Origin of the sequence: Flavobacterium granuli (genome assembly GCF_031456055.1) — a bacterium.
Taxonomy (GTDB): Bacteria; Bacteroidota; Bacteroidia; order Flavobacteriales; family Flavobacteriaceae; genus Flavobacterium; species Flavobacterium granuli_A.
The window spans coordinates 439,885-457,924 of sequence record NZ_JAVDTX010000004.1 but is presented as its reverse complement, the minus strand read 5'-3'; the positions used below and the strand labels follow the sequence as shown (position 1 = coordinate 457,924).

General features: G+C 33.7%; 12 protein-coding genes and 1 tRNA gene. 4 read left to right on the top strand and 9 right to left on the bottom strand.

Annotated features, from left to right (window positions below):
• Nucleotides 1-14: 14 nt before the first annotated feature.
• Together J2W95_RS10900 and J2W95_RS10895 are read right to left on the bottom strand one after the other, a co-directional pair.
• Nucleotides 15-3,077: a TAT-variant-translocated molybdopterin oxidoreductase gene (locus tag J2W95_RS10900; protein WP_310006842.1), complete on the bottom strand. Its 3,063-nt coding sequence runs from the start codon at nt 3,075-3,077 to the stop codon at nt 15-17.
• Nucleotides 3,078-3,185: 108 nt separating this feature from the next.
• On the bottom strand, nt 3,186-4,523 hold the full coding sequence (locus J2W95_RS10895; RefSeq protein ID WP_310006840.1) for a c-type cytochrome: 1,338 nt from the start codon (nt 4,521-4,523) through the stop codon (nt 3,186-3,188).
• Between the two features lie 217 nt (nt 4,524-4,740).
• On the opposite strand from J2W95_RS10895, the gene J2W95_RS10890 reads away from it, so the two are divergent.
• Nucleotides 4,741-5,130: an SPOR domain-containing protein gene (locus J2W95_RS10890; RefSeq protein ID WP_310006838.1), complete on the top strand. Its 390-nt coding sequence runs from the start codon at nt 4,741-4,743 to the stop codon at nt 5,128-5,130.
• 30 nt (nt 5,131-5,160) lie between these two features.
• Here J2W95_RS10890 and J2W95_RS10885 read toward each other — a convergent pair whose 3' ends face one another.
• The 4 genes from J2W95_RS10885 to rimP all read right to left on the bottom strand — a co-directional run bounded on the left by J2W95_RS10885 (nt 5,161) and on the right by rimP (nt 10,951).
• Nucleotides 5,161-5,916: a 5'-methylthioadenosine/adenosylhomocysteine nucleosidase gene (locus J2W95_RS10885; RefSeq protein WP_310006836.1), complete on the bottom strand. Its 756-nt coding sequence runs from the start codon at nt 5,914-5,916 to the stop codon at nt 5,161-5,163.
• Between the two features lie 306 nt (nt 5,917-6,222).
• Nucleotides 6,223-9,129, bottom strand: a complete 2,907-nt coding sequence (infB, locus tag J2W95_RS10880) for a translation initiation factor IF-2 (protein ID WP_310006834.1) — start codon at nt 9,127-9,129, stop codon at nt 6,223-6,225.
• Nucleotides 9,130-9,219: 90 nt separating this feature from the next.
• Nucleotides 9,220-10,473, bottom strand: a complete 1,254-nt coding sequence (gene nusA, locus J2W95_RS10875) for a transcription termination factor NusA (protein ID WP_310006832.1) — start codon at nt 10,471-10,473, stop codon at nt 9,220-9,222.
• Nucleotides 10,474-10,486: 13 nt separating this feature from the next.
• Complete coding sequence (rimP, locus tag J2W95_RS10870) at nt 10,487-10,951, bottom strand: ribosome assembly cofactor RimP (protein WP_310006831.1); 465 nt, start codon at nt 10,949-10,951, stop codon at nt 10,487-10,489.
• A 175-nt stretch (nt 10,952-11,126) separates the two neighbouring features.
• On the opposite strand from rimP, the gene J2W95_RS10865 reads away from it, so the two are divergent.
• Nucleotides 11,127-11,951, top strand: coding sequence for a universal stress protein (locus J2W95_RS10865; RefSeq protein WP_310006829.1), 825 nt, complete (start codon nt 11,127-11,129; stop codon nt 11,949-11,951).
• 95 nt (nt 11,952-12,046) lie between these two features.
• On the opposite strand, the gene J2W95_RS10860 is transcribed toward J2W95_RS10865, so the two are convergent.
• Nucleotides 12,047-12,117, bottom strand: a tRNA-Gln gene (locus tag J2W95_RS10860).
• A 263-nt stretch (nt 12,118-12,380) separates the two neighbouring features.
• On the opposite strand from J2W95_RS10860, the gene J2W95_RS10855 reads away from it, so the two are divergent.
• Nucleotides 12,381-15,656, top strand: coding sequence for a glycosyltransferase family 117 protein (locus tag J2W95_RS10855; protein ID WP_310006827.1), 3,276 nt, complete (start codon nt 12,381-12,383; stop codon nt 15,654-15,656).
• Nucleotides 15,657-15,751: 95 nt separating this feature from the next.
• Nucleotides 15,752-16,402, top strand: a complete 651-nt coding sequence (locus J2W95_RS10850; RefSeq protein ID WP_310006826.1) for a polysaccharide deacetylase family protein — start codon at nt 15,752-15,754, stop codon at nt 16,400-16,402.
• Between the two features lie 17 nt (nt 16,403-16,419).
• On the opposite strand, the gene J2W95_RS10845 is transcribed toward J2W95_RS10850, so the two are convergent.
• Both J2W95_RS10845 and J2W95_RS10840 read right to left on the bottom strand, forming a co-directional pair.
• Nucleotides 16,420-16,716: a thioredoxin family protein gene (locus J2W95_RS10845; protein WP_310006824.1), complete on the bottom strand. Its 297-nt coding sequence runs from the start codon at nt 16,714-16,716 to the stop codon at nt 16,420-16,422.
• A 72-nt stretch (nt 16,717-16,788) separates the two neighbouring features.
• Nucleotides 16,789-18,024, bottom strand: coding sequence for a metallophosphoesterase (locus J2W95_RS10840; RefSeq protein WP_310006822.1), 1,236 nt, complete (start codon nt 18,022-18,024; stop codon nt 16,789-16,791).
• Nucleotides 18,025-18,040: the final 16 nt, after the last annotated feature.

The window sequence follows — 18,040 nt, the reverse complement described above, 5'->3', positions numbered from 1 at the left end:
TAATAATTTTTGTACTAGGTATTTCTAACTTTAACGTGGTATACAACATTTGGTTTTGTACCAACATGCTCCAATAAATGATAACTTCTTTCGTCTTCTGCTAATTTACTAACAACAGCTTCTTTATCATTTACATCTCCAAATATCATTGCTCCAGTAGAACAAGCATTTGAACAAGCAGTTTGGAATTCACCATCTTTTATTGTTCTTCCTTCGTTTTTAGCTTTCAAAATTGTTGCTTGTGTCATTTGAATACACATTGAACATTTTTCCATTACACCACGAGAACGAACATTAACATCTGGATTTAAAACCATACGTCCTAAATCATCATTCATATGATAATCAAATTCACTGTTTTTGTTGTATAAGAACCAGTTGAAACGACGTACTTTATAAGGACAGTTGTTAGCACAGTAACGAGTACCAACACATCTGTTATAAGCCATTTGATTTTGACCTTGACGACCGTGTGAAGTTGCAGCAACAGGACAAACAGTCTCACAAGGAGCATGATTACAATGTTGACACATTACAGGTTGGAAAGAAACTTGTGGATTATCCCCAGCTTTTTCCATTTCATTAAAAGTAGATAACGAACTAGACAAACCAGCTATATTATCTTTTCTTTCATTATCACCTTCAAATGTGCTTTCAGAAGAATAGTATCTATCAATACGCAACCAGTGCATATCTCTACTTCTTCTAACTTCAGATTTACCAACTACAGGAACGTTGTTCTCAGCATGACATGCAATTACACAAGCCCCACATCCAGTACAAGCATTCAAATCAATAGACAGGTTAAAATGATGTCCCGTAGAACGATCAAATGAACCCCATAAATCTACAGAAGTAGCATCAACTTCTTTGTGATCTAAAGAAACCTTTGGTTTTTCATTCCAAATTTCAGCATCTTTAGTATTGAAAATTTCAAGAGTAGTTTCTTTAATGATATCTCCTCTTCCCATTAATGTTTTCTGACCTTGAACACAAGCAAATTCGTGTTCTCCGCTAGCTTTCACTACTGAAACAGATTGTACATTATTGAATCCTGCATATAAAGCGTAAGCATTAATACCTACTTGCATTTCTTCTTTTAAAGCTGCTTTACGACCATAACCTAAAGCCATTCCCACAGTTCCAACAGCTTGACCTGGTTGAACAATTACAGGAACATTCTCAAGTTTAACGCCATTAGCAGTCAAAGTAACATAGCTACCATTTAATCCACCGTTAGCAACGATTTCATTTGTTAATCCCCATTTCTTTGCATCAGCATTAGAAACAGTTACATAGTTATCCCAAGATACTCTTGTTAAAGGATCTGGAAACTCTTGCAACCATGGATTGTTAGCTTGTTGACCATCTCCCATTCCAGTTTTAGTATACAATACTAATTCAAGACCAGCAGATTTTGCTTGAGCCAATGCATTTGCAGCACCGTTATAATCAGCAGTACCAGCAGCTGATGTTGATACAACACCAACATAAATACCATCATGCAAAACTTTATTCCAAGATGAACCTGCAATTACTGAAGCTGAAAATGCTTTCAAATAATCATAATAAGTTCCAGGAATGCCGTTAATAGACAATAAAATATCTTGTAATTGCTTTGTATTGAATAATGGACGAATAGTAGGTTGAGTAATACTATATGTTCCTTTTGTCAAAGCTAAATCTCCCCAAGCTTCCAAATAATGAGGAACTGGAGCAGCGATTGTAGACAATGAAGCAGTTTCATCTTCTTTTAATGATAATGAAACCGAAGTTTTTACTTTTTTTAATCCTTCAACAAATGATTTGCTGTCAGCTAAAGTATAAACAGGGTTAACACCGCTCATGATCAAAGTATGAACACTTCCAGCATTCATATCTTTTACTAATTGAGTAACTTTCTCATTAGATCCTTTACGGATTTGTCTAGTTCCAGAAGTAGTAAAAGCTTCACTTGCCAAAACTTGATTAATAGCAAGAACTAATAATTGAGCATTTTTATCTTGAATACCGGACACTAAAACTCCTTTAGAACCAGCAGCTTTCAATTGTTGAGCCGCTTTAGTAATATCTGCTTTGAAAGCAGCATCTAATGAAGTAGCAACAGATGATCCAGTAATTACATTAAAAATATGAACCAATGCTTGTTTTTGATTAGCAGTTGACATAGCAACACGCTTATCAGCAGCAGCACCAGATAAAGTCATATTAGACTCTAATTGTACGTGTTTTGATATTGTTTTCTTTCCAACCGTACCTGATGGAATTCTTCCTTTAGCATAACCTGAATCATATCCTCCACCTTGCCAATCTCCAAGGAAATCAGCTCCAACAGAAACAATAACTGAAGCTTTAGAAAAATCATAATCTACTAAAGCTCTTTCTCCATAAACAGTTTCAAAAGCATCTAAAGCTTCTGAAGAAGAAACAGCATCATATATTACATGTTTTGCATTAGGATTCTTTGCAACGAAATCAGCAATTAGTTTTTCAGTAGAAGGACTTGCCAATGTATTTGTCAAAAATACTACCTGCCCACCTTTTGCTTTAGCATCAACAATACTAGATTTTATTTTTGAATCAACTGCAGACCAAGTAGAATTTTTAGCATCTAGCTTTGGCTCTTTCAAACGCATATTATCATATAATGACAATATAGAACCATGAATTCTAGCATTAGCTGTAAACTTAGCTCCAGCAATAGTGTTGTTATCTATTTTAATTGGACGACCTTCACGTGTTTTTACCAAAAGGTTTGCGAAATCAAATCCATCAAAAACTGAAGTTGCATAATAATCTGCTACTCCAGGAATAATTTGTTCTGGTTGCAGCACATAAGGAATTGACAAATGCACAGGACCTTCGCACGCAGCTAAAGAAGCCGCAGCTGTACTAAAACCAACGTACTTTAAAAAGTCACGACGTGTAGTTGAAGAAGAAGACAAAGCAGCTTCATTTCCTAAAAATTCATCTGTAGGAATCTCTTCAACAAATTCGTTATTTCTAAGCGCCTCAACAATAGAACTATTTCCGTCTAGTTCTTCAACACTTTTCCAGTATTTTTTGTTTGATGACATATTATATATAAATATTAATCTTAATAATTTTTTTTAGTTTCAAGCTTTCTTTGTCTCAAGTTTCAAGTTATACAAAAACAACTTGAAACTTAAAACCTTAAACTCTTTTTAGTAGTGACATTTACCACATTCTAATCCACCCATTTGAGCAGCGGTTAACTTATCTACTCCATATTTTTTAGAAAGCTCTTCATGTATTTTTGTATAATACTCATTACCTTCCATTTTAACATCAGTTTTTCTATGGCAATTCACACACCACCCCATTGTTAAAGGAGAGAATTGTTTCATGATTTCAAATTCCTGAACTGGACCGTGACATGTTTGACATTCAATTCCAGCCACAGTAACGTGTTGTGAGTGATTAAAATAAACAAAGTCAGGTAAATTATGAATACGAACCCATTTTACAGGTTCTGTTTTTCCAGTATATGACTGAGAAGCAGCATCCCACCCCACAGCTTTATATAATTTTTGGATTTGTTCATCATAAAAAGCTTTGCTGTATTCTGGAGTTGCAGTAGTTTCAGCAACTTCACTAATACTTTTATGACAGTTCATACAAACATTCAAAGAAGGAATACCTGCAGTTTTACTTACACGTGCAGCAGAGTGACAATATTTACAATTAATTTCATTATCACCAGCATGTATTTTATGAGAATAATGTATCGGCTGAATTGGTTCGTAATTTTGATCTACACCAACTTGCATAAAAAATCCGTAAACCAAATAAGCACCTGAAAGCAATAAGAATATAGCAGATACCAAAACCAAAAACTGATTTTTAACAAAAGCCTTCCAAATTGGCAATGTAGGCTCTTTAGCAACTACTTCAATACCATTTGCAGCGGCTACTTTTCTTAATACTTTGTTGACCAAAACCAACATTACAATAAGGATTGCCATTACTAATGACAAAGCACCCAATATTACATTATTAGAAATACCATCCTCTTGAACTGTACCAGGAACACCAGCAGTAGCAGTAGTACCAGCTGCAGCAGTAGCAGCAGCTTTTGGCTCAGAAGTATAAGCTATAATATTATCAATATCCCCTTCAGACAACTGAGGAAATGAAGTCATTGGTATTTTGTTATTTTCTTCAAAAACCTTAACAGCAGCAGCATCACCAGATTTAATTAAATCCGAACTATTGTGAACCCACTTATAAATCCAAGAAATCTCATGTTTAGAAATAATATCTCTAAGAGCTGGACCCGTAGATTTCCCATCTAATTTGTGACATGCTGCACAATTGGCATTAAAAAGCTCTTTACCTTTTGCCGCATCACCTCCAGAACTCGCCGCTGGAGCTGCTGCAGTTGCTTCGGCAGCAACGGGAGCTGCATCTTGCGCAAATGAAGCTACGGAAATACTCAACATTAATGCTAAGCTTAAAAATAATTTCCTTGAATTCGAATTATGGTTACCCACCTTTTTCATATTAATATATTGATTATCTACTAAAAAATTGTTCGCTTGTTATCTAAAATTTAGAAAACAAAACGAACCTTATTTAAAAACTTGCACAAAAATACGACTTAAGAACTATTCTCAAAACCTTAAAATAATCTTAATTATAATTTATATTAAATCTAAATAATAAAATCATAACGATTTCCTGTTAAAAAACTATTTTTGCAGAATAAATAATCAGATTATGAGATTTTTAAGAAACATTAAAGCATTGTTGCTATTTATTTTATTTTTCACAATAACAAACAGAACGACAGCTCAAAACTCAAATTTAAGCATAAATCAAGACCCTAAATTCGAGCAATTATTGAATGAAAAAAGAAAATCCAACTCCAATTTATCCTATTCCGACCGTTACAAAATCCAAATTTTTAACGGAGCGAGCGACGGTGCTAAAAAAACTTTAAATGAGTTTCGCCAAGAATTTAAAAACTTAGACGGAACTATTATTTTCAATACACCAAATTATAAAGTTTGGGTTGGTAATTTCAGAACCCGAATGGAAGCTGAACGAAATCTTGTTGATATTGAAAAGAAATACAAAAATGTATTTTTAATAAAGCCAAACAAATAATCCAAAACAAAAAAACAGCCCTTTTAAGGGCTATTTTTTTAGTAATTTTTTAATGATTTCAACGCCAAATCGGGAAGCAACCTGAAAAACAAATTCTTTAAAATCTACAACAGAATTATCATTTGCCTCATCTGAAATAGTTCGAATTATTACATAAGGAATATTGTATTCAAAGCAAACTTGTGCTACTGAAGCACCTTCCATCTCAACACATAATACTTCAGGAAGTATTGTCAAAAGATTTTCCTTATCCTCACTACTCGCAAAAAAATGATCTCCACTGGCAACTTGACCAACAACCATTTTGGACTTCGACATAGAAAACATTTCTCTTTGTTTTGGAGAAAGCAAATGAATTAAACTTTCGTCCCTTATTAATTCATTAACACTCTGTATTGCCTTATCCAACATCTCTTTTGGAGGACAAAGAATTGTTTTTCCCAACAAAGGAATTTCAAATCGATTCATTATTGGACGAGCATCCAAATCATGCTGAATTAAACTATTAGCAACAACAATATCTCCAATATTTAAATCTGAATTAATAGCACCTGCAACTCCAGTAAAAATCAGTTCCGTTATCCCAAACTCAACAATTAAATGAGTAACTGTGGTCGCTGATGCAACTTTTCCCCAACGAGAAAACACCACTACAACTTCAAAATCATTTATCGTCCCTAAATAATAAGTACGCATTCCCTTTACAACTTCTGTTTTGTCCTTTAACAAAGAAACAATCCCATTTATTTCTTCCGGCATTGCACCGAGAATTCCAATTCTTTTCATAACTATTTAAAATTTTGATCTGATTTTAATTATTAATATTTATCAATTAGATAATGGCAAAAAAGTAAAAACACTGTCTTAAGCCCAGATTGAAGTGAAAATCTTTTGTGCTGGTATTCGGTACAAAAAATCACAACGAAAAACGAGACGATCACAACAAATAAGCTAAATATTTCTGATTCCAAAACTAATAATATAACTACAGTTTACTTGCTATTTTTAAAATTACCTAACAATAAAATCATCACTATATAAACAAAAAAAATCCCAACGAATTGGGATTTTTAAGTATAAAAATACGAAATATTATTTCAATTTCTTTTTGATTGCTACTTCATGGTATGCTTCAATAACATCTCTCTCTTCGATATCATTGTAACCTTTTATTTGAATACCACAATCATATCCTTTAGCAACTTCTTTCACATCGTCTTTGAAACGCTTCAATGCAAGTAGTTCACCCGTGAATACAACAACCCCATCTCTAATGATTCTGATTTTGGCATTTTTGGCAATTTTACCATCCATAACCATACAACCAGCGATTGAACCAACTTTAGAAATTTTGAATATCTCTCTGATTTCAGCAGTACCAAGTACTTCTTCTTTCATTTCAGGAGCTAACATTCCTTCCATTGCATCTTTTAAATCATCGATAGCTGCATAGATGATAGAGTAATAACGGATATCGATTTCTTCTTTATCAGCCAATTGTCTAGCATTTCCAGCAGGACGAACGTTAAATCCGATAATGATTGCATCGGAAGCAGAAGCCAACATAACATCAGTTTCTGTAATTGCACCAACTCCTTTATGAATAATGTTAATTTGAATTTCTTCAGTAGATAATTTAGAGAACGAATCAGATAACGCTTCAACAGAACCATCCACATCTCCTTTAAGGATAATATTCAATTCTTTAAATTGACCCAACGCAATTCTACGTCCAATTTCATCTAAAGTAATATGTCTTTGTGTACGTACTGATTGTTCACGCATCAATTGAGAACGTTTAGCAGCAATTTGTTTTGCTTCTTTTTCGTCTTCAAAAATATTGAATTTATCACCAGCAGTAGCAGCACCATCAAGACCTAAAACCGAAACCGGAGTCGAAGGACCTGCAACAGTAACTGTATTACCTCTTTCATCATGCATGGCTTTAATTTTACCATGGTGTTTTCCAGCCAACATATAGTCTCCAATTTTAAGAGTACCATGTTGTACTAATATAGTAGAAACATATCCTTTTCCTTTATCCAAGAAAGCTTCTACAACAGTACCTTGAGCAGCTTTATTTGGATTTGATTTTAAATCTAAAATTTCAGCTTCTAATAATACTTTTTCCAATAATTCTTTAACACCAGTACCTACTTTTGCAGAGATATCATGAGATTGAATTTTTCCACCCCAGTCTTCTACCAAAAGGTTCATACCCGCTAATCTTTCTTTTACTTTTTCAGGATTAGCATTTGGCTTATCAATTTTATTGATTGCAAAAATAATTGGAACTCCAGCTGCTTGAGCATGAGAAATAGCCTCTTTGGTTTGTGGCATGATATCATCATCAGCAGCAATTACAATAATTGCAATATCTGTTACTTGAGCACCACGAGCACGCATCGCCGTAAAGGCTTCGTGACCTGGTGTATCTAAAAATGCAATTTTTTGACCGTTATCTAAAGTTACTCCGTAGGCACCAATATGTTGTGTAATTCCACCAGATTCACCAGCGATAACATTTTCTTTACGAATATAATCCAGCAAAGACGTTTTACCGTGATCGACGTGACCCATTACAGTAACAATAGGAGCTCTGAATACTAAATCTTCTTCCTTGTCTTCAACTACTTGAATAGCCTCTTCAATATCTACAGTAATAAACTCAACTTCATAACCAAATTCATCAGCTACAATAGTTAATGTTTCAGCATCCAAACGTTGATTCATGGTAACCATGATTCCAAGTGACATACAAGTTCCAATCACTTTAGTAATTGGCACATCCATCATGATTGCAATTTCACCTACAGTAACAAACTCAGTAACTTTAATAGTTTTACTTCCTTCGTCTAAAGCTCTTTGTTCATCATCAGATTTCTGACGGTGTGTATCTCTTTTATCTCTTCTGTATTTTGCAGCTTTTGATTTACCACCTTTACCTTGAAGTTTCTCCAAAGTTTCACGGATTTGGTTTTTAACCTCTTCCTCAGTTGGCTCAACTTTTGCAACAATTGCAGGTCTATTTCCTTTTACAAATCCAGGTCTTGCACTTCTATTTGCATTAAAACCTCCACCACCAGTATTAGGTGTGATTTTGTTTGGATTTGGCGCTCCAGGAACTCCAGGAGTTGCAGGTGGTCTAGGCGCACCTGGTTTTGGAGCAATTCTTTTGCGTTTGTTTTTATTCGCATTATTAGCACCAACTGCTGCTCCAGGAGCACCAGGTTTATTAGGCGTAATTTTTGGATCCTCTTTTTTCTTTTTCGGCTTATTGAATTGAGACAAGTCGATAACTTGACCCGTTAAAGTTGCCCCAGAAAGTTTTTGATATTGAGTTGTAATAGATTCTTCGACTGGAGTTTCACCTGAAGTCGCTTCAGTTTTTTTCTCTTCTACTACTTCTTGTTTTTCAATATTTTTAACTTCCTTAAACTTTGGCTTATCTTTTACCTCAGAAACAGGAATTTCCTTTTTATCTTTTTCAACTGGCGCTTCAGCTTTGACAACATTCTCGACAGTTTCTTTTTTAACTTCTTCTTTTAGAACATGCTTGTCTTCTGGAACTACATCTTTAGGAGCAATTACTTTTTCAGCAACAACAGGTTCTGGAGCAGCAGTAGGCTTTTTAGGATTAAGATCAATTTTACCAACTTGTATTGGTCCCGACAAAACAGCTCTAGCTTTTATAACTTCTTGTTGTTTCAAACGCTCTTCTTCTAATTTGCGTTTGTCTTCCACTTCTTTTTCACGTTCAATACGCAAAGCTTCTTTTTCTTTCCTTTTCTCCTCGCCTACTTCCTTAGAAGCTTCTTTATTCCCCTTATCGCCTGCAAACTGACTTTGTAGGATATTAAATTCCTGCTCAGAAATTTTTGTGTTTGGGTTTGATTCAATAGCAATACCCTTATCTTTTAGATAATCCACAGCTCTTTCTAACGAAATATTTAATTCCCTTAAAACCTTGTTTATTCTAATAATTCTCTCTTCAGACATAAAACCTTTTTATTTTTACCTTATTCGTTGTTCTACTTATATTTTATAATAAAAATAGAAATTTATTTTATATGAGGAATTAATAGTATGTTAACTATCAAACTCTTCATTTAATATTCTCATTACATCTAAAATCGTTTCCTCTTCTAGGTCGGTTCTTCTAACTAAATCTTCTACATCATGTTTCAAAATACTTTTAGCAGTATCTAAACCTATTTTTGCAAATTCCTCAATTACCCACTCTTCAATCTCATCTGAAAACTCAGTCAATTCAACATCATCATCATCTGCAATTGCTCCAGCTACATCACCTTCACGTATTACATCCAATTCATAACCAGTCAACAAACCAGCTAAACGAATATTATGACCTCCTCTACCGATTGCTTTAGAAACCTCTTCCAATTTCAAAAACACTTCAGCTCTCTTTGTCTCTTCATTAATTTTGATTGAAGAAACTTTAGCAGGGCTCAATGCTCTAGTAATATACAATTGAACATTACTAGTATAATTGATAACGTCAATATTTTCATTACCCAATTCACGTACGATTCCATGAATACGAGATCCTTTCATACCCACACAAGCTCCAACTGGATCAATACGATCATCATAAGAATCTACAGCTACTTTCGCTTTTTCACCAGGAATTCTCACAACGTTTTTAACCATAATCAAACCGTCAAAAACTTCTGGAATTTCTTGTTCAAATAATTTTTCCAAGAACTTATCTGAAGTTCTAGACATAATAATTTGAGGTTTATTTCCTTTTAGTTCAACACTTTCAATTATACCTCTCACATTATCTCCTTTACGGAAGAAATCTGAAGGAATTTGTTTTTCTTTTGGTAAAATGATTTCATTTCCGTCATCATCCACCAAAATTACAACTCTTGGACGTACATGATGCACTTCCGCAGTATAAATATCACCAATAATATCTTTAAATTGCTTGTAAAGATTAGTATTATCGTGTTCGTGTATTTTTGAAATTAAATTTTGTCTTAAAGCTAATATCGCTCTTCTCCCTAAATCAATCAATTTGACCTCCTCAGAAACCTCTTCACCAATTTCAAAATCGGCTTCAATTTTTCTAGCTTCAGTTAATGTTATTTCTTCATTTTCAAAATCCAAATCCTCGTCAGCAACGATTACTCTTCTTCTCCAAATCTCCATATCTCCTTTATCAGGATTTATAATGATATCGAAATTATCATCTGAACCGTATTTTTTCTTCAATGCATTTCTAAATACATCTTCCAAAATTGCCATAAGCGTTACACGATCAATAAGTTTATCATCTTTAAACTCTGAAAATGAATCGATTAATGCTAAATTTTCCATGCGAATTCTTTAATTAAAATGTTACTGTAACAATTGCTTCTTTAATATCTGAGTAAGGTATTTGTTGTTCTTTTTGAACCATCTCTTTTCCTTTACCAATTTTTTTCGGTTCTCTAGCTTTCCAAGACAAAATTATAAAAAGATCATTAGCTTCAACTAATTCTGCTTCAATATTTTCGGTATTTGTCTTAACAATTAATGTTCTACCGATATTTTTTTTATACTGTCTAACCAATTTTAATGGAGAACCAACTCCTACAGAAGCTACTTCCAAAGAGTAATCTTGCTCCTCTCTATCCAAATTATTCTCAACAGCACGACTTATATCAATGCAATCCTGTAAAACCACACCATTATCCCCATCAATCCCAATAATAATTTTAAAACTGTCCGTTATGGCCAAGTCAATTAAAAAAACAGATGGCTTTTCAAGAAGAGCCTCTTCTAATACTTGCTTTACTTTTTCTTTAAATGTCATATCTTTATAAAAAGAGGCACGCTATGCGTGCCTCATTATCTAGTATATTAATAAATAACGGTGCAAATATAGTGTTTTTTTATAAATCAAAAAAATTGATTACTATTAAAAAAATTTATATCTTTAATGTACAAAATTAGTCCTGTTTTACTGAATAAATTAAACCCCAAACATCATGAAAAGAATTTTAATCCCAACTGACTTTTCTAAATATGCTGATGAAGCAATAGGAGTTGGCGCAGAAATTGCAAAAAAAAACGACTGTGAAATCATTTTAATTCACATGCTTGAACTACCAGGCCAAATGAATGACGCCATCAAAGGAGAAACAAGCATTCCTGAAATCATGCTCTTCAAACGTAAAGCCGAAGAAACATTAAAAAACATCAAAAACCGTCCTTACCTCGCCGGCATCAAAATAACCGAAGTAGTACGACTTGATAGCGCTTACCAAGGAATAAACAATTACATCAAACAAAACAACATGGATTTAATTGTTATGGGGTCTCACGGAGCATCTGGAATTAATGAAATCATCATTGGATCTAATACCGAAAAAGTAGTAAGACAATCCGAAACGCCTGTTTTGGTCATCAAAAACAAAATTGACAATTTCAAAGTTCAAAATATAATTTTTGCTTCTGATTTTTCAAAAGAAATCAAAAAACCATTTCAAAAAATGCTTGATTTCACCAAATTATTTGGATCAAAATTAAAACTAGTAATGATTTGCACACCAAACAGTTTCAAAAGCACTTCGGCTGCACGTAAAATCGTAACCGACTTTGTCGCCGATTTTGACATGCCAGAATATACATTTGAAACATACAATGAAAGCAATATAGAAAATGGGATTATTAACTATTCCAATGAAAAAAATGCTGACTTAATCGCATTTTGCACTCATGGAAGAACCGGCCTTAACCATTTCTTCACTGGAAGTATTTCTGAAGATCTAGTAAACCACGCCACAAAACCCGTATTAACATTTAGAATATAAATAAAAGAAAGCCTCTCAAAAATTTGAGAGGCTTTCTTTTTTTCGACACTCAATCAATGCCATAAAAAAAGCCCTTCAAACTTGAAGGGCTTCCGTTGGTCTACAAGGACTCGAACCTTGAAAGACTGCACCAAAAACAGTTGTGTTACCATTACACCATAGACCAGCTTTCTTGCTAACATTTCTGCTAAGCGAGTGCAAATTTAAAACAAATTCCAAGCTGTGCAAACTTTTTTTGCCTTTTTCTTCAAAAAAAATGAAACAAATTTCAATTTAAAAATCAAAATCTGATTAAAATACTGAAAGACAAAGCATTTGCCGAAACGATTATTTTCAATAAAATTATATTAATGCGACTAAACATTAAAAAAAAAAACATTTTCTTTGTAACACTTTTTAAAACACATAAAAAAAACAGAAGACTAGTATATGACATCATTCAATTTCAACAAATGGAATACAATTACAGGTTGGTTTGCCTTTTCAATAGCATTAATAACTTATACACTTACTGTTGAACCTACAATGAGTTTTTGGGATTGTGGTGAATACATCGCTACAGCCGCCAAACTTGAAGTTGGTCACCCACCAGGAGCACCATTATTCCAAATGATTGGCGCTTTTTTTGCAATGTTTGCGATAGATAATGAACACATTGCTTTAATGGTGAATATGACTTCTGTATTTTCAAGTGCCTTTACTATATTATTTATGTTTTGGTCATCAACAATGATCTTAAAAAAAATAATTGGACAGTATTCAGAAATCAATACAAACAATTCAATTGTCATCCTTGGAAGCTCTTTAGTCGGTGCTTTAGCCTATACCTTTTCAGATAGTTTCTGGTACAATGCAGTTGAAGCCGAAGTTTACGCAATGGCTACTTTGCTAATCTCTCTACTATTGTGGTTGGGATTACGCTGGGAACAAGAAATGAACACTCCAAGAGGAAATAGATGGCTTCTTTTAATTTCTCTGGTAGTTGGATTATCTTTCGGGGTACACTTTATGTCGCTACTGACTATTCCTGCAATTGGGTTTTTATATTTTTTCAAAAACTATAAAGTAGTCACCGTTAAAAACTTCATTATAGCCAACATTGTTGTGGTATCTATATTGCTTTTTATATTCAAATTATTACTTCCGTTAACGATGGCATTCTTTGGTAAAACAGAAGTATTCATGGTTAATTCAATGGGATTACCATTTAATTCGGGAACTATATTTGTAACACTTCTTCTTATAGCTTTCTTTTATTTTGGATTAAATTACACTCATAAAAAAGGATTAATACATTACAACACTCTTATATTATGTGTTCTTTTTATATTAATTGGATTCTCAACTTGGTTAATGTTGCCAATTCGTGCTAATGCGAATACGGTTATCAACGAAAACAAACCATCGGATGCTGCCGAAGTTCTTGCGTATTACAACAGAGAACAATATGGTGTAAATCCATTATTTTACGGACCACAATACACCGAAACTTTTGCAGGATTGGATCCTGACAAACCATATTTAGACAAAGCTCCCAATTACGAGAGAGATTATAAAACCGGAAAATATGTAATTGTTAACAACTACAAAAATGCCGAGCAAAATAGTGATGATAGTCAAAAAACTATTTTACCAAGAATGTGGAGTTCTGAACACATTGAAAACTACATGAATTTCACAAATCCTCCAGCATTTAGAATAAACCCTAACTATGACTATGATGAGGATTTAGTAAAATACGGATTAGATCCAAGTCAACTTAGCGAAGAAGATTATAATAAAGCTATTGCTCAATTAAAAAACGAAACTGAAAAAACGATAGCAGAGTTCAGACAGGCTTACGCGCAAAAACAAATTGACAATGAAGGTTACGTTTCATTCCTTAACCATTATAAAGACTATTTAATTGTTGAAAAACCAACTACTGCCGACAACTTCAGCTTCATGTTTGAATACCAATTCGGCTATATGTATTGGAGATATTTAATGTGGAATTTTGTCGGAAGACAAAACGACAATCAAGGAAGATATGACTACCTTGACGGAAACTGGATAAGCGGAATTACATTCCTTGACAATTTACATTTAGGCTCACAAGAGAATCTACCTTCAGATGTATTAAACAACAAAGGCCGTAATGTGTATTTCTTCTTGCCATTTATACTTGGGCTTATCGGAATCATGTATCATGCAGGCAAAGACAGAAAAAGTTTTTATGTTTTATTGGCTCTTTTCCTTTTCTTGGGAATTGCGTTGAAAATCTACCTAAACGAACGACCATTTGAACCTCGTGAAAGAGATTATGCCTTAGTCGGCTCATTTTACGTATTTGCAATATGGATCGGATTTGGAGTATATGCATTATACGAAAGCGCACAAAAATATCTTGCCCCAAAAATTGCAGGACCTGTGCTTATTGGCGGATGCTTATTAGCAGCACCAATGCTAATGGCTTACCAAAACTGGGATGATCATGATCGCTCCGGAAAATATACGGCAACCGCAATGGCAAAAGCATATCTTCAATCCTGCGACCCTAACGCCATTTTATTCACTATTGGAGATAACGACACCTTCCCTCTTTGGTACGCCCAGGAAATAGAAGGCATTCGTACTGACATCAAGATTGTCAACACCAGTTTATTCATGACGGATTGGTACATTGATCAAATGAAAAGAAAAGCATACGAATCGAATTTATTACCAATTTCGTTTACACACGATGAGTATGTTGGTGATAAACTAGACTATGTAGCATACATACAAAAAACGGAAAGCCGTTGGGATTTAAAAGATTTTATTTCATTTATAAAAAACCCAAAATCAACAGTAGAAATGCAAAACGGGCAAACTATCCATTTCTACCCTACAAATAAAATCAGAATCCCAATAGACAAAGCAAATATCTTAAAGAATAAGGTAGTTGATCCTAAACTTAGCGACTCTATTGTTCCGTATATTGATATTGATATCAAAGGAAGCGCTATCTACAAAAACAGATTGATGATGTTGGATCTAATTAGCAATAATAATTGGAAAAGACCGGTGTATTTTAGTGGAGGAGCATTTGATGCAGAAGATTATTTATGGATGAAAGAGTATCTTCAATTAGAAGGTATGGTTTATAAATTAGTTCCAATAAAAACTGCATTACCGAAGGATTCAGGTCAGATGGACATGGGCCGAATTGACACGGATAACATGTACAATAAAATAATGAAATGGGATTGGGGTAATAGCGAAAGTGATAAAATATACCACGACCCAGAAACACGCAGAGAAAGCCTTACTTACAGAATGAATTTATCTCGTTTGATGAACAAACTCATAGAAGAAGGAAAGATTGATAAAGCCAAAAACATCATTGATTTGGCTATGAAAAAAATGCCTTTGGAGAAATTTGGCTATTATTCACTTTTGGAACCATTTGCCAAAGGATATTATGATGTTGGAGAAAAAGCAAAAGCACATGATTTACTTAATAGACTAGTGGACAAATACAAGGAAAACCTTAATTATTACGCCAAATTAGCACCATCTGAACAATCTAGCATCAGCATTGAAATCATAACCGACTTAGAACGCTACAGAGGTTTATTGATTGTTATGAAAGACAGTAATGACATGGATTATTACAATTCAAGCAAAAAAACTTTCAATACCTATATCGAAATTTTTGCTCGATTTGGACGTGAAAAAGAATAATCATAAGATTTAAAAAACATCTCTTAAAAATGCAGTGTAATTAAAAAAACACTGCATTTTTTTATTTAAATTGCATTGAATTGTGCTATAGAATCATGAAACCCTATTGGATAAAAACAAATAAGCTCATAAAAAAAATATTCTCCAATTACATTTGGGACATTCCAAATGCGGAGAATAAAATCTACCTTACTTTTGACGATGGACCAACTCCAGAGATCACAGAATGGGTTTTGGAAGAATTAAAAAAGTACCAAGCCAAAGCCACCTTTTTCTGCATTGGTAAAAACATAAACAATCACCCAGCTATTTTTTTAAGAACCATCGATGAAGGACATTTCATTGGAAATCACACCTACAATCATTTGAAAGGATGGAATACCTCGACTGAAGATTATTTAGACAATATTGCCTTATGTAAATCTGAAATCGACAACCTAGACCCTGTAATCTGCAACCCACAATCTCCCCTATTCCGTCCGCCTTACGGCAAAATAAAAAAAACGCAATTTAAAGAATTGCAACAATTAGGTTATAAAATAATCATGTGGGATGTACTCAGTGCTGATTTTGACCAAACCATAACACCAGAAAAATGTCTAGAGAATGTATTACAGAATGTACAATCAGGAAGTGTAATAGTTTTTCACGACAGTGTAAAAGCATTCAAAAACTTAGAATACACACTACCCAAAACTCTGGAAATTTTAAAGCAAAGAGGATTTGTTTTTGAAGTAATTCAATAATCTAAAGAAACTAAAGATTATAATTGCTCTTGTACTAATCCAATTAAAGTATTGGCATCTAACTCCCCAGACTGCCTCCAGATCATCAAACCTTCTTTATAAATCATCAAAGTAGGCAAGCCTTTTATGCGTAAAGCATCGGCTAGTTCTTGATTTTTGTCCACATCTATCTTGATCACCTTTACTTTATCACCAAGCGCTGCGGCTACATCTTTTATAACAGGATGCATCGATACCGAAGATTCGTTCCAATCTGTGTAAAAATCTATTAACACAGGAACTTGAGCATTTATAAGTTCTCCAAATTTTGACATAAAACCAAAATATTTAATTTCTATTACTTTCGAAAAGAGATATCATCTTGCAAATTTAGCATTTTAAACTAATTATGCTAATTTTTCTCCCTTTATTAGTTGAATTACTGTTATTTCCGGCATAATCCCAACCCTACCAGGATAGGCATGAAAACCAAATCCACGATTTACATAAACGTACCTTCCCACGTTTTCATACAATCCCGCCCACTGTTTGTAAACATATTGTGCCAAACTCCATTTAAAAAAACCTGGAATCTCAATACCAAATTGCATTCCATGGGTATGGCCAGACAAAGTTAACTGAAAATGCTTGTCGTCATGTTGTACGACTTCGTTCCAATGGCTTGGATCATGGGTCATTAAGATTTTGAAATCCTCTTTACTTAAATGTTCTGATGCTTTTTTTAAATCTCCAGCCTGCTTGAAATTTTTACCCCAATTTTCAACACCAACCAATGCAATTTTATCACCATCTTTTTCGATAAAAGTATGCTCATTCAACAGCAACTGAAATCCTATTTGTCCATACAATTTTTTTATATCTTCAAAATTTTCATCCTTAGCAGATTGTGTCGGCCAAGTCACATATTCCCCATAATCATGATTACCAAGAACCGAGAATTTCCCATATTCATGTTTCTTAATTTTATTAAAAGTATCAATCCAAGGATCCATTTCTTTGGCATGTGTGTTGACAATATCACCCGTAAACAAAATCATATTCGAGTTTTGTTCGTTTACCAAATCAATAGCATAACTGATTTTTTCAGGATTATCGAAACTCCCGCTATGCACATCCGAAATTTGAGTAATTGTAAAACCATTAAAAGCATCTGGTAAATCAGGAAAATATATAGCCTGCTTTATCACTTTATAATTATATCTTCCTTCAAATATTCCATAGATCAAAGACAAGAATGGAATGGAAGCCAACCCTAAACCAATTTGGCTGACGAATTTACGTCTTGAAGGCAAAAAATCCACTTTGCTGTTATTATCTATAAAATAATTGATTGAACCGGCTGCCAATCGAAAGACATCTTCTCCTAAAAGAATAACCGTCATTACAATTTTAGGAAGATAAACCACCAACATCAGTCCCATGGTAAACATCGTCTTATGTGTTTGTCCAACAGAACGGTCAAATTGCGTAAAAGAGTAAAGAATAAAAACCAAAAGCAAGAGACTAATAACAGAATAAGCCAAAAGCATCCATCTTAGTTTTATTAAAGTTTTAACCGCTTGATAAGCATATATTTCAATAACTAAAAGGAATAAACAAAAAAACAATAACCTTAAACCCATTTTTAAAAATTTTACA